This window comes from Planococcus alkaliphilus (genome assembly GCF_057031095.1).
Genome location: NZ_CM168060.1, coordinates 488,503 through 514,385 on the forward strand (window position 1 = coordinate 488,503; position 25,883 = coordinate 514,385).

The following is a 25,883-nucleotide window of genomic DNA, read 5'->3' on the forward strand; positions in this document are numbered from 1 at the left end:
ATGAGACTTTCTCATCTAAATGAAAATAATTCTCAATTATTCGTTGACTCTTCTCATCAAACTGCTATACTAAAACTTGTGAGTAAGTGATAATGATTATCACTCTCGAATTAATCAATAGTTTTATTGAACACGGATGAGGGGCAGCTATGAAAAAACGTTATTTAATACCAGCACTGCTCATACTGTCTGTTATTTCGCTGTTTGTCGGAGTCAGCAGTATCAGCATCGTCGATCTGTTTGACTTCCAATCGGAGGAAACGCAGATTTTCTTGATCAGCCGTCTGCCAAGGTTGGTCGCTATATTGTTGGCGGGTGCAGGAATGAGTATGGCAGGACTCATCATGCAGCAATTGAGCCGCAATAAATTTGTGTCTCCGACGACGGCAGGTACACTCGATGCTACTCGACTGGGGATTCTCGTCTCGATGCTATTGTTTGCCAATGCATCGATGCTTGAGAAAATGACAGTGGCATTCGCTTTTGCACTTGCCGGAACTTTTCTGTTTATGCAAATTCTTGACCGCATCAAATTCAAAGATGCTATATTCATTCCGTTAGTCGGATTGATGTTCGGGAATATCCTTTCTTCCATTACGACGTTCTTCGCTTATAAAGCGGATGTTATCCAGAACATGTCAGCATGGCTGCAAGGAGATTTCTCAATGATCATGAAAGGGAGTTATGAACTCCTCTACATCAGTGTTCCGGTCTTTATCATTGCCTATGTTTACGCGAATCGCTTTACAGTGGCTGGAATGGGGGAAGATTTCTCGAAGAATCTGGGGTTGAAATACCGCAGCGTCGTGAATATCGGACTGGTGCTCGTGGCATTGATCACAGCGACTGTCGTCTTGACGGTCGGTATGATCCCGTTTCTCGGATTGATCATCCCGAACATCGTTTCAATTTTCAAAGGTGACCACCTTCAAAAAACATTGCCGCATACGGCGATGCTTGGGGCCATTTTCTTGCTGGCATGCGATATTTTAGGAAGAGTATTAATTTACCCGTATGAAATTTCCATCAGTTTAATGGTCGGTGTCATCGGAAGCTTTATTTTCCTCTTCCTTCTGTTTAGGAGGAAAGCCTATGCGTGATCTACATAAGATGCTCATACTGATCGGTTTGGCATTAGCGGCTTGCGGCGTCTACCTGTTCCAAGACTTAAACGGGAGTTTCGATTACGCCTTGCCAAGACGCGGCGTGAAAGTGTTCGCTATGGTTCTTACCGGAGTTGCGATCGCTTATGCAACCGTGGTTTTCCAAACCATCACGCATAACCGGATCCTGACTCCGAGCATCATGGGCTTGGATTCACTTTACATGATGCTTCAAACGCTGCTGATCTTTTTCTTGGGATCAGATCATATCACCATTATGAACAAGCAAGTCAATTTTGTTTTATCAATCGCAGCGATGGTCGTTTTCGCTTTGTTGTTCTATCATCTGCTCTTTAGAAAAAACAATCAGCCGATTTACTTTCTTCTATTAATTGGAATCATTTGCGGGACGTTTTTCGGAAGCATCTCGACGTTCCTGCAAGTGCTGATTGATCCGAACGAATTCCAAATTGTCCAGGATCAGATGTTTGCGAGCTTCAACAACGTCAATTCGGATCTGGTTTGGCTTTCGGTCATCGTCATTGCGGTATTGATCATTTTTGCCTGGAGACATAATTCATCCTTGGATGTGCTGTCGCTTGGGCGTGATACGTCAGTCAATCTTGGTGTCGACTACGATGCACTCGTTAAAAAGATGCTCGTATTAGCTGCAGTTTTGATTGCCATTGCAACAGCTCTTGTCGGACCGATTACGTTCTTCGGTTTGATCGTTGCGAATCTATCGTATCAATTCTTTAAAAGCTATAAACATTCGGTTGTCATTCTCGGTGCTGCTGTCATTAGTATTGTTGCGTTAGTGGGCGGCCAATGGGTAGTGGAGCGTGTGTTCACATTCAATACTACCTTAAGTGTCATCATTAACTTCATCGGTGGAGTTTACTTCATTTATTTACTATTAAAGGAGAGTCGATCTAATTGATCCAAGTTCGCGAACTGACAAAGTTATACGGTAAAAAGCAAGTGGTGGAAAATGTTTCAGTTGATATTCAACGCGGCCAGATCACGTCCTTTATCGGACCAAACGGCGCGGGGAAATCCACGCTTCTTTCAATGGTCAGCCGGCTATTGGATGCAGATACAGGAGAAGTGCTGATTGATTCGATGAACACGAAAAAATTGAAGTCCAATGAGTTCTCCAAACGTGTCTCTATCCTAAAGCAGTCGAACTTCATGAATGTCCGTTTGACAATCCGCGAACTGGTTTCTTTTGGCCGCTTTCCTTATTCAAAAGGCCGGTTGAATGATGAAGATGAGAAAATGGTCGATCAAGCGATCGAATACATGGATTTGAAGGAACTGGAAAATTCCTATATGGATGAATTATCCGGCGGACAGCGCCAACGTGCCTTTATCGCCATGGTTATTGCGCAAGATACGGATTACGTTCTGCTTGATGAACCGTTGAATAACCTGGACATGAAGCATTCCGTCCAAATCATGAAAATCCTTCGCCGCCTGGTCGATGAACTGGGCAAGACCGTCATTATCGTTTTGCACGACATCAACTTTGCTTCTGTCTACTCCGACCGAATCGTGGCTTTGAAAAACGGAAGAGTCGTGAAAGACGGACCGACAGAAGAAATTATTCAAAGTGCAGCATTGAAAGAAATCTATGATATGGATATTCCGATTCAGCAATTGGATAATTGCCGGATTTGCGTATACTTCAATTCTTAAAAAAGAGGAGCTCGAATAAAGATGAAAAAATGGTTACTAATAGCATTTACATTGATGATGGTTGCTTTCCTTGCAGCTTGCGGTTCTGACGAAGCAACAGATGCAAACTCTGCTGAGGCGGATACAAAAGAAGCGGAAACTGAAACGGTAACAGTGAAACACGAACTAGGCGAAACGACATTCGATAAAAACCCTGAAAAAGTAGTGGTTTTTGACTTTGGTGTTCTTGATTCAATGGATAAATTAGGAATTGAAGCTGTAGCTGGAGTTCCTCAAGGAAACGTTCCGACTTATTTGGAAAAATACAATGACGCTGAGAAATACGAGAACGTCGGTACATTAAAAGAAGCTGATTTTGAAGCAATCCACGCATTAGATCCAGACTTGATCATCATCTCTGGACGCCAGGCAGCAATGTATGAAGAATTTGCTGACATCGCTCCAACTATCCACATGGGTGTAGATACGACAAAATACATGGATTCTTTCACACAAAACATGAACACGCTTGGGGAAATCTTCGGTAAAGAAGACCAAGTGAAAGAAGAACTAGCAGCAATCGATAAGCAAATCGAAGACTTGAAAACAAGCGTTACAGATGAAAAAGCATTAATCGTTCTTGCGAATGAAGGAAAAGTAAGTGCGTACGGAGCAGCTTCACGCTTCGGAATCATCCACGACGTATTCGGTGTAAAACAAGCGGACGAAGGCATCGAAGCTTCAACTCACGGCCAGAGCATTTCGTTCGAATACATCTTGGAAACAAACCCGGACATGATGTTCGTAGTTGACCGCAATGCGGCAGTAGGAAATGATGCAAGTGCAAAAGATTCACTTGAAAACGAATTAGTGCAAAAAACAACGGCTTACCAAAACGATAAAATCATCTACTTGGATCCAGACTTCTGGTACCTATCAGGTGGCGGATTGCAATCGGTCAGCCAAATGGTAGCAGACATCCAATCAGCATTTGAGTAAGAAAAGCGAAAATGGCCGGTAAGGCCCCGAGGGCCTGGCCGTTGGAGCTGTACAGCAAGAACGGTTGAAGCATTCGCGGAACCGGGTGCTTCAACTGAATGAAAAGGCAAACAACACTCAGCGGGCTGCTTCCCGCTGAGTGTTGTTTTATAAAATACAGCAATTAGGAATGGAGAGTTGAAAATGTTTGTACAAATGAAGCGTTTTATGGTGAAGGAAGGAACATCTGATCTTGTGCTTAATCGTTTCGCCGGCAAGAACAAATTGGCTGAACAGCCAGGGTTTATCGACCGGACGATTTTGAAGAAAAATATTCGCCGTGGCGATGAGGAGGTCATTTTGTATGTGCGCTGGGAATCCGAGACGGACTGGAAAAATTGGGAGAAGCATCCCGACCACATCGCTGGACATAAAGCGCAGATCGGTAAACCGAAGCCCGAGCACATCATCCAAGTAGAACAAAGCACCTACCATGTCATGTAATAATAGAAGCGAAGACAGACTGTCACAGGTTTGTCTTTTTTTATTTTCAAAAAGACGGTTAAAATCGAAGGAATGGGTATATAATAAATGTATAGGTTTTGTACAACTTATTGGGTAGTTTGTGAAAGTGTTTTACATATTAAATAATAGGAAGTGGAAAGATGTTTTTAGCTTGGAACGAAATTCAAAAAAATAAACTTAGATTCACCTTGATCATCGGTGTTTTAATGCTAGTTGCTTATCTTGTGTTCTTTTTATCAGGGCTTGCCAACGGATTGGCTAGTTTGAACCGGGAAGCGGTGGACAAATGGGATGCTTCTGCAATTGTCCTAACCGAAGAATCGGATAAAAGCTTAGTGGCTTCAACGATGACAATTGATGAAGCAGAGGCTATGAATGCTGATGAGACGGCAGTTCTTGGCCAGATCAACACCATTGCCCGCACAGATGACCAAAAAGCCAACATATCTCTTTTCGGCATTCGTGAAGATGAATTCATCATGCCGGAAGTATCGGAAGGCGAGGGTTTTTCGGCAGACAATGAAGTGATTGCGAGCGACACCATCAAAGAAGACGGCTTTGCTTTAGGCGATGAACTGGAATTGTCTTCTACCGATGAAAAACTGACGATTGTCGGCTTTACAGAAGATGCCCGCTTTAACGCAGCACCGGTTCTTTACGGAGATTTAGCTACTTTTCAACGTGTGAAATTCGGTGAAGCAGCTGAAGCGAATAAAGACCAAATCAACGGAGTGGTCGTACGCACGGATGACATAGCAGCTATTACGGATAATAGCGAGCTGGAAGCCATCGAGTCGGAAACGTTCATTGAAAACTTGCCAGGCTATACGGCGCAAAGTTTGACGTTGAATTTCATGATTTACTTTTTGTTCGGCATCTCATCCGTGATTGTTGCGATTTTCCTGTACGTTCTAACGGTACAGAAAATCAGCATGTTCGGCGTGATGAAAGCACAAGGAATTCCGAGCGGCTACTTGGCGCGATCGGTCGTAGCCCAAACATTCATACTAGCGGCTATCGGAGTAGCGATTGGGCTTATCCTTACACTGGTAACAGGCGCATTCCTGCCGGCAGCTGTACCGGTTGCGTTTGTAATCCCGACAATGCTTTTTTACGGAGTGGTCTTGGTGGCTGTAGCAGTCATCGGAGCCGTATTCTCTGTATTGACGATTGTCAAAATCGATCCATTGAAAGCAATAGGAGGCTAAACAAATGGCAGTATTGGAAATGAACCAAATCAACAAAACATTCGGCAGCGGCCATAAAAAAGTGGACGTCCTTAAGAAAACGGACTTTCAGGCTGAAAGAGGCGAGTTGATTGCCGTCATCGGCCCATCGGGTTCTGGGAAAAGTACATTTTTAACGATAGCAGGCGGTTTGTTGTCGCCGACCAGTGGAGATATCTTCATCAATGAGAAAAATATTGCTTCCCTAAATGAAAAAGAGTTGTCCAAAGTTCGCCTGAAAGAAATCGGCTTCATTCTCCAAGCTTCGAACTTAATCCCTTTTTTAACGGTGGATAAGCAAATGAAGCTCTTGGATAAAGTGAAAAAGGATAATATGAACAAGCAAGAGCTGGAACAGCTTTACGACGATCTTGGGATTGCGGACCTCCGCAATAAATACCCATCGGATTTATCCGGCGGGGAACGGCAGCGTGTAGCAATTGCGAAAGCGCTATACAGCAATCCTTCGATTATTTTAGCGGATGAACCGACGGCGTCTTTAGATTCGGACCGCGCATATGAAGTGATGCAGCTATTAAAAAACGAAACGAAAAATAAAAAAACGACGACTATTGTCGTGACCCATGACATCCGGTTGGTCGAGTATTGCGATAAGGTCTATAAAATGGTGGATGGCGTTTTGAAATTACAAGAACAAAATGGATGAGAAAACCCCTAGCAGCGAAAGTTGCCAGGGGTTTTAATTTTGCACGAGCGAGTAAAACGACTATCATTGATGATAAGAAAGAAAGGGAGGTGAGGGACCATGAAGCGTTTGTTTTATCCGCTCGGAATGGCGACTTTACTCGGCTTTTTTGCAATCCTTTTCAGTTATTCCAGTGAACCTTTCCGGGAAATTGACCGGACGATGTCGCAATACCTTAAAGACATGAGAGTGCTAGACGGAATGTCACTGCTCGGTGACCAATGGGTAATTTTTGCGGTTAGTATCGCGCTGCTCTTATACCTTTGGCTGTCGCAGCGAAATTATAGGGCTATGCTTTTTGTCGTTTTATCAGTAGGAGCAGGAAATGCGCTAAATCAATTGCTGAAGCATCTTTTTGAAAGAGAGCGGCCGGATTTTCCTCATGGCCTCGAAAGTTTCAGCTTTCCCTCAGGACATGCAATGGTGGGATTGCTTTACCTTTTTACTGCAGCGTATTTCATTGCGGAGAATGGGCTTTCCAAGACAGTGAGGTGGATTGTCTGGATCATCGCAATTGGATTGGTTCTGAGCATCGGGCTTTCCAGGGTAGCTGGCAGTGAACATTATTTTTCAGATGTTTTGGCAGGCTGGTTTGCCGGATACACATGGTTTATCGCAGTGGCCATTTGGTATGAATCGAGGCTCCGGGCTCTTAAGAAAAACAATAGAACATAAAAAAGCTGGCTGCGAATTTCGCGCCAGCTTTTTTGTTAAAGTGTTATGACTGTTTTTGTGCGACGCTATGCTTTCCGAGCTGATTAAGCCGCTCTGCAAAACTTTCGTTGATTGGGGAAGTGCCGCTTAAAACATCTTGCATAGCATAAGCTTGAGAACCGTGTTCTGAAAAATCGAGTCCGCTTTCTTCATCTTCTGCTGTGACGCGAAGCGGGACAACGGCATTTACAGCAAATAGGACAATTCCGGCTGTGACGGAAGTCCAAGCGATGACCGCGAGGATGCCGACTGTTTGAATCCCTAATATTTCTGCGCCGCCGCCGTACAATAAGCCGCCTGTTGTGTCAAAGAAACCAAGAGCGAGGGTTCCCCAGATGCCAGCTACGCCGTGGACAGCAACGGCGCCGACCGGATCATCCACCCGGATTTTAGAATCGAGCAAGCGAACGGCTTCTGTCATGATGATGCCTGCCAAAAGTCCGATGGCAATGGCACCGATGAACGAGACGTTGGCTGCACCTGCTGTAATTCCGACGAGCCCGGCGAGCGCACCGTTCATCGTCAAAGAAGGGTCGATTCGGCCGAAGCGGAAACGGGTATAGACTGCTGTAGATAAAACGGCCGCAGAAGCTGCGAGCAATGTGTTTAGAATGACGGGCGGCACAAGTTCAGGGTCAGCGGCAAGTGTGCTGCCGCCGTTGAAGCCGAACCAGCCGAGCCACAGGATGAACACACCAAGTGCGCCGAGCGGCAAGTTGTGGCCGGGAATTGAATTGACAATTTTCCCGCTGTATTTTCCGATGCGGGGACCGAGTTTCCAAGCGGTGATGAATGCGGCAGTTGCTCCGGTCAAGTGGACAACCGTCGATCCGGCAAAGTCGATAAATCCGATTTGGGACAACCAGCCGCCGCCCCATACCCAATGTCCGACAATCGGGTAGATGACAGCTGTCATCGCTACAGTGACCAAGATATAAGCGCCTAATCTCATGCGTTCAGCGACTGCTCCTGAAATGATTGTTGCACAAGTAGCAGCAAAAACAGCTTGGAAGACGAAGAATCCGATATCTTCACGCCCGCTGAGTAAAAATCCGTCTGTTCCGATAAGCCCGAAACTTGAAGTCCCAAACATAAGTGCAAATCCGACGAAAAAATAAAGGATAGAGCCAAGGGCTACCGTGATCAAGTTTTTCATTAAAATATTGAGTGTGTTTTTAGAACGGGTAAATCCGGTTTCAAGCATCGCGAACCCGGCGTGCATAAAGAATACTAAGATGGTGCCGAGCATCACCCACATCATATCGACTGAACTTTGTACTGCTTCCATTTGAATTCCCCCTTATCCGACCGCGACAACGCCGCGTTCTTTCGTTCTGATCCGTATGGCTTCTTCAACAGGCAGGATGAAGATTTTGCCGTCTCCGACTTCGCCGGTCGAAGCATACTCAAGCAGTGCCTCTACAATATTTTCGACTTTTGAATCGTCGACGACCATTTCAAGTTTGAGTTTCGGAGAGAATTCCATGGTATAAGCGTTCCCTCTGAAAAGTCCGACTCGGCCTTCTTGTTTGCCGATTCCAGCGATTTCAGTGACGCTTAATCCATCGATGCCTTCAAGAGCCAGCGCTTGGCGGACATTGGCGAAAACGGAAGGGCGAATGATCGTTTCAATCTTTTTCATTTTATCTCCTCCTTGATACAAAGTTTCTAACATTTTTTCGATGTTAGGTTTGTTAACATATTAAACAATATATTCTGACAATGCAAGCTTTTATTTTAATTAATGTTAGTAAACCTAACATTAAACTAATTTTTATCCGAATGGAGTGGCGAAATGTATAAATTAGCTGATGAGTTGGTCGAACTTGGAATCGAAAGGATTAAAGGATTTCCAGTAGAGGGGTTTGTCCGTGGGCGGGGGCCGGATCATCCGGCTTTAATGCTCGTCGGAGAAGCGCCGGGAGAAAATGAACTGGAAACCGGCATTCCTTTTACCGGAAGAGCAGGCAAAGAGCTGATGGCTTCTTTAAGGAGCGTTGGTTTGGAAAGGGAAGATGTCTACATAACAAGTGCAGTCCGGAGCCGCCCTTATAAATGGGGAAAGAAAAAGGAACGGGATGGACGGATTACAGAGAGAAAATACAACCGTGCGCCGAAGAAGAAAGAAATTATAGCGCATGCTCCGCTGCTTGATGCGGAAATAAGGGATGTGGCACCGCCTATCATTGTGACTCTTGGGAATATCGGATTGCAGCGCCTGATCGGCCCGGATGCTAAAGTGACTCAACTACATGGCGTATTGATGGAAACGCCGATTTTAAAATGGGACGAAGGCGGCCAGCGATTTGTGGAAACGGAAGAAACTTATCATGTCTTTCCAACCTTTCATCCTGCCAGCGTTTTTTATAATCCACCCGTACGAGTGCTGAAAGACGAGGACTGGAAGAAGCTTGGAGAATTATTGCGCATGAAATGACTTGGGTTAATTCGACGCTCAAATTCTGCATGATTCATTAATAGGAATAATGGGAAATCTTTCTTAGTTGAAAAATGTTGCATTAAGGAAACATTTAACGTACAATTACCCTATTCAATTTGTATGGAAGGACGTTGGGAGTATGGATAGTGCGGTGTTATTTGCGCTTGGATTAACTCTGCTTGCTGGGTTAGCAACCGGGATAGGAAGTTTAATCGCTTTTTTTGCATCTAGAACGAATACAAAATTCTTATCTGTCTCCCTTGGTTTTTCAGCGGGAGTCATGATTTACGTATCTTTAATCGAAATCTTTGTGAAAGCCAAAGATTCCTTGACGAATGCTCATGGCGAAAGTACGGGCTATTGGTTGACCTTGGTCGGGTTTTTCGGCGGTATGATTTTTATGGCGGTCTTGGACCGGATCTTGCCGCAGTTGGGGAATCCGCATGAAGTCAAAACGGTCGAGGATATGGACGATGGTCCAACGAACGATGAATATGCGCGTTTGCGGAAAATGGGAATCTTTACGGCGCTCGCCATCGGTATTCACAATTTCCCGGAAGGAATTGCGACATTCATGTCGGCTATACAAGACCCGACTTTAGGTGTGGCCATTGCGATAGCGGTGGCTATCCACAATATTCCAGAAGGGATCGCTGTATCGGTGCCGATTTATTATGCAACCGGAAGCCGGAAAAAAGCATTCCAGTACAGTTTTCTTTCCGGAATCTCTGAGCCGGTCGGTGCAATCGCGGCTTGGCTGATTTTAATGCCTTTCTTGAGCGATACGCTATTCGGACTTATTTTTGCGGGGGTAGCTGGCATCATGGTCTTCATCTCATTAGATGAGTTGCTTCCGGCAGCTAAACGCTACGATGAAGCCCATCTTTCTATTTATGGCTTGGTGGCTGGAATGGCCGTTATGGCAATCAGCCTAGTTTTGATCGTATAAATGAAACTTTACGCCTCCTGATCTCGTATGTTGAGAAAAGGAGGCGTTTTTATGGACATCGAGAAAATTGAAGGAACAGTAGCTGAAGTTTCGAAAGCGCTTGGTTGGTCAGTCGATAAACGGATTGCCATTGCTGTCGCTAATTTTTATTTGGTTCAAGAAAAAGATTTTGATGAAAAAGGCCATATGGAAAGTTCGAAGATCATCAAGAAAAATGAAGGCTGGGCATCACCCTTGAAGTCGTATATGCATCATATTGCGGCCGCTTTTCTCACTTTGCAGGAGGAGTCGCCGGAAGAAGGATTGAAGAAAATCAATGCTTGGCAAGATGAATTGAATGCAGCTGGTTTCCGGCGTTCGCCTTATACCTATATCGCGGCCATGATTGTACAGAATCCGGGAGAAGCGGAAAGGGCAAAACTACTGCACGAAGAAATGAAACTGCATCATAAATTCCTGACATCACAGGAAGATATTCCTTATGCGGTGCTGCTCGGGCGTTTAGAAGGGGATATTAAAGAACGGGCAGCTACCATGAATGCCTATTACAAAGATTTGCGTGAGCATGGATTTTATATGGGCAACGACCTTCAATGGCTTTCGCAGATCATGACATTCAATTCACCCGCTTACCGCCCGGATATTGTTGGGCGCGTCGTTGCCATCCGGGATTTCTTCCAGAATGAGAAATTGAAAATCAGGGGTCCGCAATACCCGATTTTAGGAATTTTGGCAGTTGCAGAAGCGGATGGCCAGATATTGAAAGAGATTATCGAAGGCACTCGCCGGCTGGAAAAAACAAAATCATTCAAGTGGTATAAAGATTTAGCGTTTACAACGGCTGTCCAATTCGGGATGAAAGATATTATTGAAGCGCAGGAAGTCTCAGCCGTCACTTTTTCGACGTCGCTTGAAATGCTTATGCAAGCTCAGCAAGCGGCCATGTATTCAAGTATCAATGCAGCCATCATTACAAGCAATAGCGGCAATGGAAGTTGAATAAATTGAAAAGTTGGACTTTTTAAAGATCCTTGTCACTTCTATGGATAAACGGTATAGTTACTGTGTAAAGACAGTAGTATACATGTGTAAAGACAAGGGGAGTTCAAATGGCTACGATAAGTGAAAAAAATACAGCGCCTATTTCAAGAAATAAATTACTGGGCGTTGCAGGTTTAGGCTGGCTTTTCGATGCGATGGATGTAGGGATCCTATCGTTCGTCATCGCCGCGCTGCACGAAGATTGGGGTTTGACCACTGCCCAAATGGGCTGGATCGGCAGCGTCAACTCAATCGGAATGGCGGTTGGTGCTTTTGTATTCGGCATCTACGCTGACCGGGTCGGCCGCAAAAAGATATTTATCATTACTTTATTGCTCTTTTCATTGGCAAGCGGAATCTCGGCGCTTACGACGACGCTCGCTGCTTTCATGATTTTGCGTTTCTTTGTGGGAATGGGCCTAGGCGGCGAACTGCCGGTTGCTTCTACGCTCGTATCTGAAAGTGTGCCAGCAAAAGAACGGGGAAGAGTCGTTGTGCTGCTGGAAAGTTTTTGGGCAGCGGGTTGGCTGCTTGCAGCATTGATCTCTTATTTCGTCATTCCTTCATATGGCTGGCGCATTGCGTTGTTGCTGACTGCATTGCCTGCATTATATGCGCTTTACCTGCGCATCAATCTTCCGGATTCGCCGCAGTTTTCGGCGAAAAAAGATGTGCTGCGGTCCATTTCAACCAATATTAAAGACGTATGGTCCAAAAAATATCGGAAACCGACATTGATGCTTTGGATAGTCTGGTTTACAGTCGTCTTTTCTTATTACGGAATGTTTTTGTGGTTGCCGAGCGTCATGGTATTAAAAGGATTCACTTTAATCCAGAGTTTCGGTTACGTCTTGATTATGACGTTGGCTCAGTTGCCGGGCTATTTCTCTGCCGCTTGGCTGATTGAAAAAATCGGCCGTAAATTTGTGCTTGTCACGTATTTAATCGGTACGGCTGCCAGTGCGCTCGTCTTCGGCAATGCTGAAACCGTCGGTATGCTGTTAGCCGCAGGTGCGTTTTTGTCATTCTTCAATTTAGGTGCTTGGGGAGCGCTCTATGCTTACTCCCCGGAACAGTATCCGACGGTCATCCGCGGGACGGGAACGGGAATGGCTGCATCATTCGGGCGCGTCGGCGGGATTTTAGGCCCGTTATTGGTCGGTTCTATGTTGACTGCGGGATACGGCATCGAATGGATTTTCGGTATTTTCTGTGTTTCCATCATCATCGGTGCTTTGGCTGTAGCTTTCTTGGGCGTAGAGACGAAACAAGTGGAATTGGAATGATTTTTGCGTAGCCTGAACCGTCAATCCGGTTCAGGCTATTTTTTATTGCTGCAAAGAAAGCGGCGGATTTGAAAAATTCCGGACGAAAAAAAGGGATTTTCACTATTATGGCTAATACATTATAGAACAGAGTAAAACAGAGGCGTGAAAAGAAATGAGTGAGGGAAATGGAATGGATTGTTTGGACGGAGCCGATTGCTTTTGCAAATAAAGTCGAAGGTCCGCTTTATCAGCGTGAAGACGTGCATAGCTTGTTTTTGGGGATTCTTAATCAGATAAAAGAAGGGAAGTATGAAGAATATTTATTGGCCACTGCAGAAGAAGACGGGAAAGTTGCGGCAGTTTGTTTGATGACGCCTCCGCATCCCTTGCAGCTCATCGTATTGAGAGAGTCGCCTGGCATCGAGAAGTGGGTGGCTCGTCATCTGCTGAATCTCGGGATTGAAGTGGATGCAGTCATAGGAGACCAAGAAACGGCTTGGAATTTTGCCGATGCTTGGACTGAGAAAAAAGGCGGACAGGCCCGTGTATTCATGGATCAAGGGCTTTACCGCACCGATTCGGTTAATCCAGGGCTTTCTAAAAGTCTGGGCACTTGGCGGGTAGCGAACAGAAAAGATTCGGCGCGATTGGAAGAATGGTATTTGCTGTTTGAAGAAGAAACAGGGATTGGCGTTTCTTCCGCAGTAGAAGCCGGCCGCAAAATCGCTTCCTTTATCGAAGGCAAAGAAATTTATGTGTGGGAAGTGGAAGGGGAAATGGTTTCCTGCATGAAGAAATCACGCCCTTCTAAAAAAGGGATCACCGTCTCATTTGTATTCACGCCGAAAGAGCACCGCCGCAAAAGCTATGCAAGAACGCTTGTGGCAGAAGTGACGGAAGAACTATTGAACGAATATGATTTTGCCATGCTTTACACCGATTTGAAAAATCCAACTTCCAATAAAATCTACCAAGAAATCGGCTATGAGCAAATCGCGAATCCTGTACACTTGATCATAGAAGAATCCGCTGACGAATAAAGCTTCCTGCTCTCGGAAATCAGAACAACCAAAGGTCCGGATAGAGACGGTTGAAATTTAGGGTCGACTTAATTTCGGGGATTCTGCATTGGCAATCAGACGGGTGCATTTATCGAATCCTCCAAAGTTTTCAGGAGGATTTTTTTATTTTTATAAAGCGGAAACGCGAGAATAACTCGTTCGACTTAAGGGTAAAGAAGTAGGTGGTGTTTGTTGAAGAGAAAGGAGCGGATGCAATGATCCGTTTTGAAGGAGTCACAAAACAGTTTCCGGATGGAACGGAAGCGTTGAAAAAAGTCAGTTTAACTTTTCCGTCCCATCAATTGACCGCTATTATCGGACCGAGTGGATGCGGAAAAACGACGCTGATGAAGATGGTCAATAAACTTGAAAAGCCTACGCAGGGCGAAATATACATTGATGAAAAGCCGATATCCGACTTGGAAGAAGTAGAGCTTCGCCGGAAAATCGGCTATGTCATTCAACGCATCGGCTTGTTTCCACACATGACCATTAAAGAAAATGCTTCGCTAGTCCCGAAGCTTTTGGGATGGCCAAAAGAAAAAATAGCTTCGAGGATCCAAGAATTGATGGAATTGACGGGACTGGATCCCGACACGTATCTTGAGCGCTATCCGCTGGAATTGAGCGGCGGCCAACAGCAGCGTGTCGGTGTGGTCCGGGCGCTTGCAGGAGATCCGAATATCATTTTAATGGATGAACCTTTTTCGGCACTTGATCCGATCAGCCGTGAGCAGCTGCAGGATGAACTTCGGAATCTGCAGCAGACCATCCAAAAAACGATCGTCTTTGTTACCCATGATATGGATGAAGCACTGAAAATAGCAGATACCATTATTGTGATGCGTAAAGGGCAAGTGGAGCAAGTCGGCTCGCCTGCGGAAATATTGGGCAATCCTGCAAATGATTTTGTGCGCAATTTCATCGGCGTCGAGCGGATACAACGGCAACGGCCATTTGGAGATAAGAACTTAAGCGAGTTTGTGAACTTGTTTAAAGAAGATGGGCCAGACGATATCCAAGAAGTATCCGGCGCGATCTCAGTAAAAGAAGCTTTTGAGGTGCTGGAAAAGAGCGGTCAATCTCACTTGGCCATCCGTGTAGGTCACAATCGCCGTGTTTATGCCAGTGAACGGGAATTATTGAAAGCGGCTTTGTTAAAAGAAGAAGGTGAATTGGTTTGATGAATTTCTTTGATACTTTAGTCAGCCGCCAAGATATGATCCAAACGGCCTTTCTGGAACATATTTACCTGTCTTTCATTGCCGTGGCCATAGGTATCGCCATCGCTTTGCCTACCGGAATTTTGATTGCGAGATATCGGCGGTTCGCAGAACCGATTATTGCCGTAACTGCTATTTTTCAAACGATTCCCAGTTTGGCGCTATTCGGGTTTCTGGTGCCGTTGCTTGGCATTGGCTCGCCGACGGCTCTTATCGCACTTATCATTTATGCGCTGCTGCCAATCTTGCGGAATACGTATACGGGGATTACCGGAGTCGACGGTTCTGTTATTGAAGCAGGGCGCGGCATGGGGATGACGCGAACGCAAATTCTTCGGCAAATCGAGTTGCCGCTCGCATTGCCTTTCATTATGGCCGGCATCCGGACTGCGACTGTATTGACAGTAGGAATTGCCACGCTGGCAACTTTTGTCGGAGCAGGCGGGCTCGGGGACATCATTTATCGAGGGCTGCAATCCTACAACAATTCCTTGGTACTCGCTGGTGCATTGCCGGTTGCACTTTTGGCCATCGGTTTTGATTTGATACTAAAATGGATTGAAAAAAGAACAACGCCGAAAGGCCTTAAACTTTAGGGGGAATCATTGATGAAGAAATCTTTATTAGGAATGGCCTTGCTCACTTCTGCAGTACTGGCTGGCTGCAGCTCAGGATCGTCTGAAAGCGAGCCGATCGTTATTGGCGGGAAGCCGTGGACGGAGCAGTATATTCTCCCGCATATTCTCGGGCAGTATATTGAAGCGAATTCTGAATACACGGTAGAGTATGAAGACGGACTCGGCGAAGTATCAATCTTAACGCCGGCTCTCGAAAAAGGCGATATTGATTTGTATGTCGAATATACGGGCACGGGATTAAAAGATGTATTAAAAGAAGAAGCGGTTTCGGGCCAGTCATCTGAAGAAGTGCTAGATCGCGTACGAAAAGGTTATGAAGAAACCTTGGATGCAACGTGGCTTGAACCACTGGGCTTTGAAAATGGCTATACATTAGCTTTCTCAAAAGACAGCGGCTATGATGCGGCCACCTATTCGGACCTTGCTGAAATTTCTAAGACGGAAGAAATGTCTTTCGGTGCACCGCATCCGTTCTATGAACGCCAAGGCGATGGCTATGATGACATGATTGCCACGTATCCATTCGAATTTTCAGCTACAGAAAGTTTTGATCCGGCCATCATGTACGAAGCTGTGAAAAACGGAGATGTAGATGTTATTCCGGCGTTTACAACGGATAGCCGGATTGGATTATTTGATTTAGAGACGACGGAAGATGATCTATCCTTCTTTCCGAAATACGATGCGGCACCGGTTGTCCGCCTAGAAGCCCTGGAAGAATATCCGGAATTGGAAGAAGTGCTGAACGGGCTAGCTGGTCAAATTACGGAAGAAGAAATGCTTGCGATGAACGCAAAAGTGGATGTCGATCAGGAAGTGGCAAGCGACGTTGCACGTGAATTCTTAATTGAAAAAGGATTGATCGAAGAAGAGTAAGTTTGAACCGCGGGATGATCCGCGGTTCTTTTTTTATGGTATTTCTTAAAACCTTCTTGTACAATGATAATAATGAGTGAATAGTCATTCAATTCAATTAAATGAAAACGATTACATTATAATAGAAGAAAATGAAATGATGGGGTGAAAATTGTGAGAGAAGTCGTGATTGTCGAAGGCGTTCGTTCAGCGGTAGGGAGAAGAAAAGGAATGTTTTCAGAAACGCGTCCAGATGAACTGGCTGCTTTGGTGCTTGAAGAACTGGTAGCGCGCGCTGGAGTAGACAAAGGGCAAGTGGAAGATGTCATTTTAGGCTGTGTTTCGCAAGTCGCGGAACAAGGGGGGAACGTTGCGCGAACAGCGGCCCTGATCGCAGGATTCCCGGATTACGTGCCGGGTGTTACGATTGACCGCCAATGTGGATCGAGCCAGCAAGCTGTGCATTTTGGAGCACAGGCCATTATAGCAGGAGATATGGATATCGTCATTGCCGGCGGTGTAGAAAGCATGACGCGGGTGCCGATGTTCTCGAATATGCAGGGAGCCAAACCCAGCACAAAACTGACTGAACAGTACGAGATCATCAATCAAGGTTTATCGGCTGAACGGATTGCTGCGAAATGGGGATTGAGCCGGGAACAGCTGGATGCTTATTCTGTACAGAGCCATCAACGGGCGAAAAACGCGATTGATCAAGGACATTATGAGAAAGAAATCGTTCCCATAGAAATAGAAAGTGAAGACGGCGCAAAGCATCTGGTTGCTGTAGACGAAGGGCCGCGCCCTGGAACAACTATGGAAGTATTAGGTGGATTGAAGACGGTTTTTGATGAAAATGGCGTGATTACAGCTGGAAATGCAAGCCAGATGAGCGATGGTGCTTCTGCTGTTCTTCTGATGTCACGTGAAAAGGCGGATGAACTGGGACTTAAGCCGAAAGCACGGATTATCGCGCGGGCGGTCGTTGGATCGGACCCGACGCTTATGTTGACCGGTCCAATTGCCGCGACGAAAAAAGTGCTGGAGAAAGCAGGCCTAAGCATTGATGAAATGGATCGCTATGAAGTGAATGAAGCATTTGCGCCAGTTCCGCTTGCGTGGCTTGCAGACACGGGTGCGGACCCAGAAAAGCTCAACGTCAATGGTGGAGCCATTGCACTGGGGCATCCGCTTGGTGCGACCGGCACGAAATTGTTGGTTTCTTTGCTTTATGAATTAGATCGGACGGGTGGCAAGTACGGCTTGCTGGCAATTTGTGAAGGCATGGGCATGGCGAATGCAACGATTATTGAGCGTTTATAAAGGGACGGGGGACCATGCATGAAGTTAGCGGAAGTTAAAGCAGTAGTCACAGGAGGAGCTTCGGGATTGGGCGAAGCGACAGTTCGCCGCATCGCGAAAGCGGGCGGAAAAGCGGCCATCTTTGATCTCAATAAACAACGGGCAGAAGCATTGATCGAAGAACTTGGGGAAGATCGGGTGTTTTATATAGAAACCGACGTGACAAATGCCGGACAAGTAGAGGCGAATATAGCTCAAGTGATTGAACGGTTCGGTTCAATTACAGCTGTTATCAATTGTGCGGGCATTGGGACACCAGGCAAAGTCGTATCAAAAGGCGAACCAATGCCGCTTGAGCAATTTGAAAAGGTCATCAGCGTCAATTTGATCGGTTCTTTCAACGTGATTCGGGTAGCGGCAGCAGCGATGCAAAAAAATGAATCGAATACAGAAGGTGAGCGGGGGCTGATTATTTCCACAGCTTCGGTCGCTGCTTACGAAGGGCAGATCGGCCAAGCTGCTTACAGCGCGTCAAAAGGAGGCATCGTTTCGATGACCTTGCCGATTGCCAGAGAATTTGCGAGAGATGGAATCCGCGTAATGGCCATTGCGCCAGGTTTGATGCAGACTCCGATGTTCGACGGGCTGCCGGAAGCGGCTGTCCAGTCGCTATCCGCTTCCGTGCCATTTCCAGCGCGGCTTGGACGTCCGGATGAATTTGCTCAATTAGTAGAAAGCATTGCTGAAAATACCATGCTGAATGGGGAAGTCATCCGCCTCGACGGTGCGATTCGCATGCAACCGAAATAAATAAAAAGCAAGGGATAAGGGGGGAATTACCATGGCAAAATATAGATTTGAAGAAGAAGAGCACGAAATGTTCCGCAAATCATTGCGCAAGTTTTTGGAAAAAGAAGCGATTCCTCAATACGGGCAATGGGAAAAAGACCATATCATTCCAAAGTCATTTTGGAGCCGGCTGGGTGAAATGGGCTTTTTATGTCCGCAAGTTGAAGAGCAATACGGCGGATTTGGCCTTGATTTCCGCTATGCGGTCATTATTGGCGAAGAATTGGAGCGGGTAGGAACGAGCTTGACGGGGGTAGGGCTTCACAATGACATTACCGTGCCTTATATCGAAGCTTACGGCAATGAAGAGCAGAAACAGCGCTGGCTTCCGGGTTGCGTGACAGGTGAATACATCACGGCCATTGCCATGACTGAACCGGGGGCAGGCTCTGATTTGGCGAATATCTCAACAACTGCGGTGAGAGATGGAGACAATTACATCGTAAATGGCCAGAAAACGTTCATTACAAACGGCATCAATTCGACGCATGTCGTAGTGGTGGTCAGAACGGATCCGAAGGCGGAGTCCAAGCATCGGGGCGTTTCATTGCTGATGGTGGAAGAAGGGATGCCTGGATTCACAAAAGGCCGTAAGCTTGAAAAAGTCGGTTTGCATGCCCAAGATACATCCGAATTGTATTTTGAAGATTGCGTCGTGCCTGCTGCAAACCTGATTGGCGAGGAAAACAAAGGATTTACCTATTTAATGGAAAAATTACAGCAGGAACGTTTAGTGGTAGCGATTGCTGCGCAGACGGCTTCTGAAGAAATGCTGAACATGACACTCGATTATGTGAAATCCAGAAAAGCGTTTGGCAAATCGGTCGGCTCTTTCCAAAACACGCAATTTAAATTAGTGGAAATCGCTACTGAGATTGAACTTGGCCACTCCTTCCTGGAATCGTTGATTGAAGACCATATGGCCAGCAAAGATATTGTTTCAAAAGTATCGATGGCGAAATATTGGCTGACGGACCGGGCGAAAAAAGTGGCGGCGGAATGTATGCAGCTGCACGGCGGATACGGCTATATGGAGGAATACGAAATTGCAAGGCGCTACCGGGATACACCTGTAGCTGCCATATACGCCGGATCCAATGAAATCATGAAAACCATCATCGCTAAACGAATGGGGCTTTAAGATGGAAGGTGCATTGCAAGGAATTCGAGTTCTGGATGTCACTTACTATGTGCCTGGGCCGTATGCTGGCATGAGACTAGCTGAAATGGGGGCGGATGTCGTCAAAGTGGAACCGCCCACAGGCGATCCTGCCAGCCATATAAGCGGCGGCCATGTCCATACGGCTAATAATATAGGGAAGACGATCGTATATCTTGATTTAAAATCTGCGGAAGGCAAGCGGCGCATGCTTGAATTAGTGAAGGACGCCGATGTGTTGATTGAAACTTTCCGTCCGGGTGTAATGAAAAAACTTGGCTTGGATTATGAAGTCTTACATAAGATCAATCCAGGGTTGGTTTATTGTTCCTTGTCTGGCTATGGGCAAGAAGGTCCGCTGGCGTTGCTAGGGAGCCACGATTTAAATTATCTGGCCTTATCCGGTGCACTCGATCAATTATCAGATGCCGCAGGGAAACCGGTCCATCCTAAAAATACTTTTGCCGATTATACAGGCGGGTTGCTCGCTTCGGAGAAAATCCTTGCTGCATTATTTAGCAGGAGTCGAAGCGGCAAAGGCATTCATTTGGACATCGCTTTAGCAGAAGTGATGGCGGAATTTCAAGGCAACCATGATATTTACTTTAGAGAAGGCCTTTCGGAAAATGGTGTTCCTGAAATTTCGGGTGCGATTCTCAATTATGCTATCTACGAAACGCAGGATGGACGCCACATTACTTTAGGTGCTCTTGAAGAAAAGTTCTGGCACCATTTCTGTGATTTCGCGTGCAAGCCGGAATGGAAAGTTTGGTGCGGCTTAGCGCAAGGAACTTCTAAACATGCTGAAGTCGCAGCCTATTTTAAAACAAAAGACTGGCAGGAATGGTATCAGCTATCGCTTGAAATTGATTGCTGCCTTGCGCCGGTCTTAAAAGGTTATGAACGGCATGAACATCCTTTTTTTCAAACGCGTAATTCTGCGGTCAAATCGCTTTGATCCTTTAGCGGCTTCAATAAATCTCGATTTATCTAGTTGTCTAACTTCAATAATGGACTTCTGGGACATAAGCCGTCCAGCCTGTGCAGCAAAAAGCGCCGCTTCGGCAGTCCGTCTAAAACCCCTATTGCTCCTGCAGCACTTCGTGCTTCGTCGCAAAGAGATGACCCAAAAGAGATTTGGGTCATCTCTTGCCTTTCGAATCTAAACGGTCGTTTCAGCATTTCGATGTCCAGCTTCAGCACCCAGCCTCTCGGGGTCTTAAGTCAGCCCACTCTGGAAATCAGGATTTCCGGCGTGTTCTGCCTTAAGCCTGTCGAGGCTAGATGGGTGCTTCAGCATTTCAATGATCCAGCTTCAACGGCCAGATTCTCGGGACATAAGCCGTCCAGCCTGTACGGCAAAAAGCGCCGCTTCGGCAGTCCGTCTTATGCCTTTCGAATCTAAACGGCCGTTTCAGCATTTCATGCTTGACAGAATAAACAAAAGAATTTAATATGAGTGACAACTTGTTGGACGAGCGGCAAGTCTATTTGAGAGCAGAGCTTAGAAGAGTTAAGAACAGAAGAGTGTTTAAATCGAGGATTGAGACGAGTAGGCGAGAACATCTATGTAGAGAGTCAGCGGCTGGTGGAAGCTGATTAGGTGACTTGCGCGAATGGACTTAGGAGAGCTGGCCTGAAAGCGGAAGCGAGTAAGGGAGACGTAGGCCCTGCGTTAAAGGGAAAGGCGTAAGAGCCTGTTTTAAGTGAGTGCAAATTTGCATTAATGCGTGGTGGTACCGCGGTTAACCCCCGTCCCCGCAACCGGAATAGAATCCGGTTGCGGGGATTTTTGCATTTAAAATACGAGCTGAGGAGAGATAGCATGAGAAGAGCAGAGAATTTATCAGAGCAGAGCATGTACGAAAAATCATTGGATTTATTGAACGGAGATATTCCGGAACTTGAGGTGAGAAAGTTTTTGATCGGCCTCCACGAAAAAGGCGAAACAGCAGACGAATTGGTTGGAATGGTAAAAGCCATGCGTAAAAAAGCGGTGGCTTTGCCGGACGTTCAAGGGGAATTGGTTGATGTGTGCGGCACGGGCGGCGACCGCTCTTATAGCTTTAATATCAGCACATTGACCGCATTTGTCTTGGCAAGCTGCGGCATGACAGTTGCAAAGCACGGCAACCGGAGCGTATCGAGCAAAACGGGCAGTTCGGATGTGTTGGAAGAACTCGGCATTTCCACTGGAGTGGATGTAGCTTCGATTCCGCAAATGCTGGATCAAACAGGAATTGCCTTTTTGTTCGCGCCTGCGATCCATCCGGCACTTGGCAATTTGCGTGCTGTCAGAAAATCGATTGAGACTCCGACGATCTTCAATTTGGTTGGGCCGCTGGCGAATCCGTTGCCAATCACGGTGCAGATGACCGGCGTTTACCGGCGGGACATGATGGAGCCGATGGCGGAAGCCTTAATGCGGCTTGGCAGAAAGCGCGGCGCCATTATTCACGGAGCAGGCGGATTGGATGAACTATCATTAGCCGGAATAAACGAATTGATTGTATTTGATGAAGAAGGGATGCGGAAAATGTCTATTCATCCAAATGATGTCGGTTTGGAGTCAGTGCCGATCAGTGCCATACGCGGAGGCGATCCGAAGCGGAATGCTGAAATCTTCATGTCGGTTTTGGAGGGGAAAGAAGGCCCGTATTTAGATACGGTGGCTTTAAATGCAGGAGTGGTACTTTATATTAGCGGACGTGCACAAACCTTATCAGAAGGCGTGCATCAGGCACGAAAGTCTCTTGTTGACGGGGAAACGGCGCGGGTATTTGAACTTCACCGTCTAGCTGTGGGGGTGTTGGTGTGAATATTCTCGACAAAATCATCGCAACTAAACGGCAGGAAATACAGGCTTACAAGCAAGAGGGACAAACGTCACTATTATTTCCCGGGAAATCAAAGCTGATAGACCAACTTAAGGAAAAGAAGGGGGTCATTGCGGAAATAAAACGGGCTTCCCCTTCAAAAGGGGCTATCCAGATGGATGTGGACATCGTTGCTCAAGCTGAGAAATATGAACAAGCAGGGGCTGCGGCAATTTCGGTCTTGACGGATGAAAGTTATTTTAAAGGCTCAATCCTGGATTTACAGAAAGTGGCTCAGGCTGTTTCAATTCCGGTCTTATGCAAAGATTTCATGATCAGTGAAATTCAAATCGACCGGGCCAAACAAGCTGGGGCGACGATTATTCTATTGATTGTGGCGGCTTTGGAAGATCAGGAATTGCGGCGATTATACCGCTATGCCGTTTCTCTTGAGCTCGAAGTTTTAGTCGAAGTCCATGACGAAGAAGAATTGATGAGAGCTTTGGCTATTGAAGCCCAATTGATTGGCGTCAATAACCGAGACTTGAAAACATTTGATGTATTGCTTGACCGTACGGCTCAATTGGCAGCGAAATTTCCTTTTGGGGGCGATCGCGTATTAATAAGCGAAAGCGGCCTCCGGACAAAAGAAGACGCGGCATTTGTCTATGGCTGCGGCGCTTCCGGAATTTTGGTTGGGGAGACGCTGATGAGAGCAGAGGATCCAGGGCAATGGATCGAAGAAGCCACGGCAGAGGAGGCGATCAAATGACGAAAGTGAAAATTTGCGGGCTCATGGAAGAACAGCACGTCGAAGCGGCAAGAGAAGCCGATGCAATCGGGTTTGTTTTTGCGCCGAGCAAAAGGCGTGTATCAATCGAACGGGCTTCGGAATTAGCGAAGCTTGTGCCAGTGAGCACAGAGAAAATCGGCGTCTTTGTCAATGCGTCTTTAGAAGAGATTGAAGAAACGGTGGAAAAGGTTCCGCTGACAATGGTGCAGCTTCATGGCGATGAACCGGATGAGTTGGTGCGGGCGATCAAAGTGCCGGTCATCCAGGCATTTTCCATTCGGCAGAAAGAAGACATCCAGCGGCTTGAGCGTTCTGAAGCGGATTTTGTATTGGTAGATGCACCCGGAACGGAATACCGGGGAGGCAGCGGGCATGTTTTTGATTGGTCTTTGCTCGAAAGTTCTGAAATTGAGGCGTCCCGGCTAATTTTGGCAGGCGGTTTGAATACGGAAAACGTAAAGGCGGCGGTGATTCAAACGGAGCCTTATATGGTTGATGTATCGAGCGGTGTAGAAACGGATGGAAGAAAAGACGAAGTGAAAATCCAAGAATTTATTCGACAAGCAAAGGGTGATTCGATGCAGCAGACAGTAGAGAAAACCGGATTCTTTGGGAAATACGGCGGGCAATTCGTTCCGGAGACTTTGATGAAAGCGGTAAAAGAATTAGAAGATGCTTATATGGAAGCGAAAGATGATCCCGCTTTTAAACAAGAGTATCATCATTATTTAAGTGAGTATGTCGGCCGTGAGCAGCCTTTAACATTTGCAAAGCGCTTAACAGATGCTTGGGGCGGACCGAAAGTGTATTTGAAACGGGAAGATTTAAACCATACAGGTGCCCATAAGATTAATAATGCAATCGGGCAGGCGCTGCTTGCCATGCGGATGGGAAAACGGAAAATCGTAGCTGAGACAGGTGCTGGTCAGCATGGCGTAGCTACTGCAACCATCTGTGCGTTGTTCGACTTGGAATGCGTCATTTTCATGGGGGAAGAAGACATTAAACGCCAGCAGCTGAATGTTTTCCGGATGAAGCTATTGGGAGCGAAAGTGGAAAGCGTTACAAAAGGCAGCTCGACCTTAAAAGATGCCGTCAACGAAGCGCTTCGCTATTGGGTCACGAATGTCGAAGATACGCATTATTTAATCGGTTCGGCTCTCGGACCGCATCCGTTCCCGACGATGGTGCGCGATTTCCAAAGCGTGATCGGAGAAGAGACGAAGCGTCAAATCGTCCAACACGAAGGCAGGCTACCGGATACGATCCTTGCTTGTGTAGGTGGAGGAAGCAATGCGATCGGCATGTTCTATCCATTTTTGAAAGATGAATCCGTTCGCTTGATCGGCGTAGAAGCATCCGGCGAAGGACTCGATACGGAAAAGCATGCGGCTACGATGACGAAAGGGACCGAAGGAGTCTTGCACGGCGCCTTTATGAAATTGCTGCAGACCGATTCAGGACAGGTGCTGGAAGCCCATTCGATTTCAGCTGGGCTGGACTATCCGGGCATCGGTCCGGAACATGCTTATTTAGCGGATATTGGACGAGTGGAATACGAATCGATTACCGATAAAGAAGCGCTTGAAGCCGTTGTTTCTTTTTCGCGTCTCGAAGGCATCATCCCGGCGCTTGAATCTGCCCATGCTATCGCGCAGGCTGAAAAAACAGCTAAAACGATGAGCGAAGATGAGATTTTGGTCATTTGTGTATCTGGCCGCGGCGATAAAGATATGGCCACGTATGCAGAAAGACTGGAGGGCTTGGCATGAATCGATTGAAATTATTGAAAGAGCAAGATGCCAAAGCATTCGTTGCGTACATTATGGCTGGAGACGGCGGCTTGGAAAAGCTTAGCGAACAAGTCCTTTATCTGCAGAAAGCGGGGGTGACTGCGATTGAAATCGGGATTCCGTTTTCAGATCCAGTGGCCGATGGGCCGACGATCGAAGCAGCCGGCAACCGTGCGTTAAAAGCAGGAGTCACCTTAGATAAAGTGCTGAAAGAAATGGCGAGTTGGACATTTGAAGTGGAAGTGCCGTTGCTCATCATGACCTATTTAAATCCTGTTATCAGTTTCGGCGTGGAGCGTTTTGCGAAAGAATGCAAGAAAGCACGGGTCTCGGGGGTCATTATTCCGGATTTACCTTATGAGCATCGCCAATTAGCTCATACTTTCTTAAAGAAAGAAGATGTGGCGTTGATTCAATTAGTGACCTTGACCACTACAGATAAGCGCTTGGAAGCCATTCTTCAAGAGGCGGAAGGATTTGTTTATGCAGTTACTGTAACGGGAATCACTGGAGCGCGCGATCAGATTTCAGAAGATGTCCGGGCATTTACAAGGAAAGTGCGTGAGAAGAGCCCGGTGCCGGTTTATGCCGGTTTCGGAATCTCGAAAGTCCAGCACGTCGATATGCTGCGGGAAGACGTGGACGGATTTATTGTGGGGAGTGCGATCGTCGAAGCTTTCTACAATCAAACGATCGAAGAAATTGAACCCCTTATCCAAGCAGTAACAGCCCCTCATTCGGTATAATGCGAATAGGAGGGATGCATG

At 46.4% G+C, this 25,883-nt stretch carries 26 protein-coding genes and 1 other annotated feature; of the genes, 24 read left to right on the forward strand and 2 right to left on the reverse strand.

From position 1 onward, the window contains the following. Window positions 1–149 precede the first annotated feature (149 nt). The 8 genes from AC2EXB_RS02610 to AC2EXB_RS02645 all read left to right on the forward strand — a co-directional run bounded on the left by AC2EXB_RS02610 (window position 150) and on the right by AC2EXB_RS02645 (window position 6,890). Entirely contained in the window at window positions 150–1,100 is a 951-nt protein-coding gene (locus tag AC2EXB_RS02610; RefSeq protein ID WP_483603491.1) for an ABC transporter permease, read from the forward strand. After that, entirely contained in the window at window positions 1,093–2,043 is a 951-nt protein-coding gene (locus AC2EXB_RS02615; protein WP_235198121.1) for an iron chelate uptake ABC transporter family permease subunit, read from the forward strand. The genes AC2EXB_RS02610 and AC2EXB_RS02615 overlap by 8 nt, the downstream gene beginning before the upstream one ends. Next, the gene (locus tag AC2EXB_RS02620) at window positions 2,040–2,801 is read left to right on the forward strand and encodes an iron ABC transporter ATP-binding protein (RefSeq protein ID WP_483603494.1); all 762 of its coding nucleotides are present in this window, start codon (window positions 2,040–2,042) and stop codon (window positions 2,799–2,801) included. The genes AC2EXB_RS02615 and AC2EXB_RS02620 overlap by 4 nt, the downstream gene beginning before the upstream one ends. Before the next feature lie 21 nt (window positions 2,802–2,822). Next, entirely contained in the window at window positions 2,823–3,779 is a 957-nt protein-coding gene (locus tag AC2EXB_RS02625) for a siderophore ABC transporter substrate-binding protein (RefSeq protein ID WP_483603496.1), read from the forward strand. 183 nt (window positions 3,780–3,962) lie between these two features. Further along, window positions 3,963–4,262, forward strand: a complete 300-nt coding sequence (locus AC2EXB_RS02630; RefSeq protein ID WP_235198123.1) for an antibiotic biosynthesis monooxygenase family protein — start codon at window positions 3,963–3,965, stop codon at window positions 4,260–4,262. Between the two features lie 161 nt (window positions 4,263–4,423). After that, on the forward strand, window positions 4,424–5,491 hold the full coding sequence (locus AC2EXB_RS02635) for an ABC transporter permease (protein ID WP_483603498.1): 1,068 nt from the start codon (window positions 4,424–4,426) through the stop codon (window positions 5,489–5,491). Window positions 5,492–5,495: 4 nt separating this feature from the next. Further along, a complete protein-coding gene (locus tag AC2EXB_RS02640) occupies window positions 5,496–6,176 on the forward strand; it encodes an ABC transporter ATP-binding protein (RefSeq protein WP_483603499.1) in 681 nt (226 codons plus the stop codon). 99 nt (window positions 6,177–6,275) lie between these two features. Continuing rightward, window positions 6,276–6,890, forward strand: coding sequence for a phosphatase PAP2 family protein (locus AC2EXB_RS02645; protein ID WP_483603501.1), 615 nt, complete (start codon window positions 6,276–6,278; stop codon window positions 6,888–6,890). A 43-nt stretch (window positions 6,891–6,933) separates the two neighbouring features. Here the strand turns inward: AC2EXB_RS02645 and AC2EXB_RS02650 are convergent, their stop codons facing one another. Together AC2EXB_RS02650 and AC2EXB_RS02655 are read right to left on the reverse strand one after the other, a co-directional pair. Continuing rightward, window positions 6,934–8,217, reverse strand: coding sequence for an ammonium transporter (locus tag AC2EXB_RS02650; protein ID WP_483603502.1), 1,284 nt, complete (start codon window positions 8,215–8,217; stop codon window positions 6,934–6,936). Between the two features lie 12 nt (window positions 8,218–8,229). After that, a complete protein-coding gene (locus AC2EXB_RS02655; protein ID WP_235198128.1) occupies window positions 8,230–8,571 on the reverse strand; it encodes a P-II family nitrogen regulator in 342 nt (113 codons plus the stop codon). 153 nt (window positions 8,572–8,724) lie between these two features. Between AC2EXB_RS02655 and AC2EXB_RS02660 the strand changes: the two genes are divergently transcribed. From AC2EXB_RS02660 to trpA, 16 genes are all read left to right on the forward strand, one after another. Beyond that, window positions 8,725–9,366 (forward strand): uracil-DNA glycosylase, encoded by a 642-nt coding sequence (locus tag AC2EXB_RS02660; protein WP_235198129.1) that lies wholly within the window; start codon window positions 8,725–8,727, stop codon window positions 9,364–9,366. Between the two features lie 142 nt (window positions 9,367–9,508). Beyond that, window positions 9,509–10,318, forward strand: a complete 810-nt coding sequence (gene zupT / locus AC2EXB_RS02665) for a zinc transporter ZupT (RefSeq protein WP_235198130.1) — start codon at window positions 9,509–9,511, stop codon at window positions 10,316–10,318. Between the two features lie 51 nt (window positions 10,319–10,369). Then, a complete protein-coding gene (locus tag AC2EXB_RS02670; RefSeq protein WP_483603505.1) occupies window positions 10,370–11,317 on the forward strand; it encodes a DUF4003 family protein in 948 nt (315 codons plus the stop codon). A gap of 110 nt (window positions 11,318–11,427) precedes the next feature. Further along, on the forward strand, window positions 11,428–12,645 hold the full coding sequence (locus AC2EXB_RS02675; protein ID WP_483603506.1) for an MFS transporter: 1,218 nt from the start codon (window positions 11,428–11,430) through the stop codon (window positions 12,643–12,645). 167 nt (window positions 12,646–12,812) lie between these two features. Beyond that, window positions 12,813–13,667 carry a GNAT family N-acetyltransferase gene (locus tag AC2EXB_RS02680; RefSeq protein WP_483603508.1) on the forward strand — a complete coding sequence of 285 codons (855 nt, stop codon included), beginning with the start codon at window positions 12,813–12,815 and terminating at the stop codon, window positions 13,665–13,667. 236 nt (window positions 13,668–13,903) lie between these two features. Beyond that, a complete protein-coding gene (locus AC2EXB_RS02685; protein ID WP_483603509.1) occupies window positions 13,904–14,872 on the forward strand; it encodes an ABC transporter ATP-binding protein in 969 nt (322 codons plus the stop codon). Next, a complete protein-coding gene (locus AC2EXB_RS02690; protein WP_235198134.1) occupies window positions 14,872–15,507 on the forward strand; it encodes an ABC transporter permease in 636 nt (211 codons plus the stop codon). The genes AC2EXB_RS02685 and AC2EXB_RS02690 overlap by 1 nt, the downstream gene beginning before the upstream one ends. A gap of 12 nt (window positions 15,508–15,519) precedes the next feature. Next, window positions 15,520–16,425, forward strand: a complete 906-nt coding sequence (locus AC2EXB_RS02695) for a glycine betaine ABC transporter substrate-binding protein (RefSeq protein WP_235198135.1) — start codon at window positions 15,520–15,522, stop codon at window positions 16,423–16,425. A gap of 153 nt (window positions 16,426–16,578) precedes the next feature. Next, window positions 16,579–17,727, forward strand: coding sequence for a thiolase family protein (locus tag AC2EXB_RS02700; protein ID WP_483603510.1), 1,149 nt, complete (start codon window positions 16,579–16,581; stop codon window positions 17,725–17,727). A gap of 18 nt (window positions 17,728–17,745) precedes the next feature. Then, the gene (locus tag AC2EXB_RS02705; RefSeq protein ID WP_483603512.1) at window positions 17,746–18,516 is read left to right on the forward strand and encodes an SDR family NAD(P)-dependent oxidoreductase; all 771 of its coding nucleotides are present in this window, start codon (window positions 17,746–17,748) and stop codon (window positions 18,514–18,516) included. 31 nt (window positions 18,517–18,547) lie between these two features. Next, a complete protein-coding gene (locus tag AC2EXB_RS02710; RefSeq protein ID WP_483603514.1) occupies window positions 18,548–19,696 on the forward strand; it encodes an acyl-CoA dehydrogenase family protein in 1,149 nt (382 codons plus the stop codon). A 1-nt stretch (window position 19,697) separates the two neighbouring features. Then, the gene (locus tag AC2EXB_RS02715; RefSeq protein WP_483603516.1) at window positions 19,698–20,672 is read left to right on the forward strand and encodes a CaiB/BaiF CoA transferase family protein; all 975 of its coding nucleotides are present in this window, start codon (window positions 19,698–19,700) and stop codon (window positions 20,670–20,672) included. 572 nt (window positions 20,673–21,244) lie between these two features. After that, window positions 21,245–21,477: a binding site (T-box leader), on the forward strand. A 62-nt stretch (window positions 21,478–21,539) separates the two neighbouring features. Continuing rightward, window positions 21,540–22,532, forward strand: coding sequence for an anthranilate phosphoribosyltransferase (trpD, locus tag AC2EXB_RS02720; RefSeq protein ID WP_483603518.1), 993 nt, complete (start codon window positions 21,540–21,542; stop codon window positions 22,530–22,532). Continuing rightward, complete coding sequence (gene trpC, locus AC2EXB_RS02725) at window positions 22,529–23,302, forward strand: indole-3-glycerol phosphate synthase TrpC (RefSeq protein ID WP_483603520.1); 774 nt, start codon at window positions 22,529–22,531, stop codon at window positions 23,300–23,302. The genes trpD and trpC overlap by 4 nt, the downstream gene beginning before the upstream one ends. Beyond that, window positions 23,299–25,095, forward strand: coding sequence for a tryptophan synthase subunit beta (trpB, locus tag AC2EXB_RS02730; RefSeq protein ID WP_483603522.1), 1,797 nt, complete (start codon window positions 23,299–23,301; stop codon window positions 25,093–25,095). Before trpC ends, trpB begins: the two co-directional genes overlap by 4 nt. After that, a complete protein-coding gene (gene trpA, locus AC2EXB_RS02735) occupies window positions 25,092–25,862 on the forward strand; it encodes a tryptophan synthase subunit alpha (protein ID WP_235198142.1) in 771 nt (256 codons plus the stop codon). The genes trpB and trpA overlap by 4 nt, the downstream gene beginning before the upstream one ends. Window positions 25,863–25,883 lie beyond the last annotated feature (21 nt).

Excerpts from the sequence above, each read along its gene's own strand:
- AC2EXB_RS02680 (WP_483603508.1), top strand. The coding sequence starts at position 12,813 with ATGGAATGGATTGTTTGGACGGAGCCGATTGCTTTTGCAAATAAAGTC.
- AC2EXB_RS02630 (WP_235198123.1), top strand. The coding sequence starts at position 3,963 with ATGTTTGTACAAATGAAGCGTTTTATGGTGAAGGAAGGAACATCTGAT.
- AC2EXB_RS02705 (WP_483603512.1), top strand. The coding sequence starts at position 17,746 with ATGAAGTTAGCGGAAGTTAAAGCAGTAGTCACAGGAGGAGCTTCGGGA.
- AC2EXB_RS02640 (WP_483603499.1), top strand. The coding sequence starts at position 5,496 with ATGGCAGTATTGGAAATGAACCAAATCAACAAAACATTCGGCAGCGGC.
- AC2EXB_RS02610 (WP_483603491.1), top strand. The coding sequence starts at position 150 with ATGAAAAAACGTTATTTAATACCAGCACTGCTCATACTGTCTGTTATT.
- AC2EXB_RS02650 (WP_483603502.1), bottom strand. The coding sequence starts at position 8,217 with ATGGAAGCAGTACAAAGTTCAGTCGATATGATGTGGGTGATGCTCGGC.
- AC2EXB_RS02710 (WP_483603514.1), top strand. The coding sequence starts at position 18,548 with ATGGCAAAATATAGATTTGAAGAAGAAGAGCACGAAATGTTCCGCAAA.
- AC2EXB_RS02635 (WP_483603498.1), top strand. The coding sequence starts at position 4,424 with ATGTTTTTAGCTTGGAACGAAATTCAAAAAAATAAACTTAGATTCACC.
- AC2EXB_RS02645 (WP_483603501.1), top strand. The coding sequence starts at position 6,276 with ATGAAGCGTTTGTTTTATCCGCTCGGAATGGCGACTTTACTCGGCTTT.
- zupT (WP_235198130.1), top strand. The coding sequence starts at position 9,509 with ATGGATAGTGCGGTGTTATTTGCGCTTGGATTAACTCTGCTTGCTGGG.
- trpA (WP_235198142.1), top strand. The coding sequence starts at position 25,092 with ATGAATCGATTGAAATTATTGAAAGAGCAAGATGCCAAAGCATTCGTT.
- AC2EXB_RS02715 (WP_483603516.1), top strand. The coding sequence starts at position 19,698 with ATGGAAGGTGCATTGCAAGGAATTCGAGTTCTGGATGTCACTTACTAT.
- AC2EXB_RS02660 (WP_235198129.1), top strand. The coding sequence starts at position 8,725 with ATGTATAAATTAGCTGATGAGTTGGTCGAACTTGGAATCGAAAGGATT.
- trpD (WP_483603518.1), top strand. The coding sequence starts at position 21,540 with ATGAGAAGAGCAGAGAATTTATCAGAGCAGAGCATGTACGAAAAATCA.
- AC2EXB_RS02695 (WP_235198135.1), top strand. The coding sequence starts at position 15,520 with ATGAAGAAATCTTTATTAGGAATGGCCTTGCTCACTTCTGCAGTACTG.
- AC2EXB_RS02675 (WP_483603506.1), top strand. The coding sequence starts at position 11,428 with ATGGCTACGATAAGTGAAAAAAATACAGCGCCTATTTCAAGAAATAAA.
- AC2EXB_RS02615 (WP_235198121.1), top strand. The coding sequence starts at position 1,093 with ATGCGTGATCTACATAAGATGCTCATACTGATCGGTTTGGCATTAGCG.
- AC2EXB_RS02655 (WP_235198128.1), bottom strand. The coding sequence starts at position 8,571 with ATGAAAAAGATTGAAACGATCATTCGCCCTTCCGTTTTCGCCAATGTC.
- AC2EXB_RS02685 (WP_483603509.1), top strand. The coding sequence starts at position 13,904 with ATGATCCGTTTTGAAGGAGTCACAAAACAGTTTCCGGATGGAACGGAA.
- trpB (WP_483603522.1), top strand. The coding sequence starts at position 23,299 with ATGACGAAAGTGAAAATTTGCGGGCTCATGGAAGAACAGCACGTCGAA.
- AC2EXB_RS02625 (WP_483603496.1), top strand. The coding sequence starts at position 2,823 with ATGAAAAAATGGTTACTAATAGCATTTACATTGATGATGGTTGCTTTC.
- AC2EXB_RS02670 (WP_483603505.1), top strand. The coding sequence starts at position 10,370 with ATGGACATCGAGAAAATTGAAGGAACAGTAGCTGAAGTTTCGAAAGCG.
- AC2EXB_RS02690 (WP_235198134.1), top strand. The coding sequence starts at position 14,872 with ATGAATTTCTTTGATACTTTAGTCAGCCGCCAAGATATGATCCAAACG.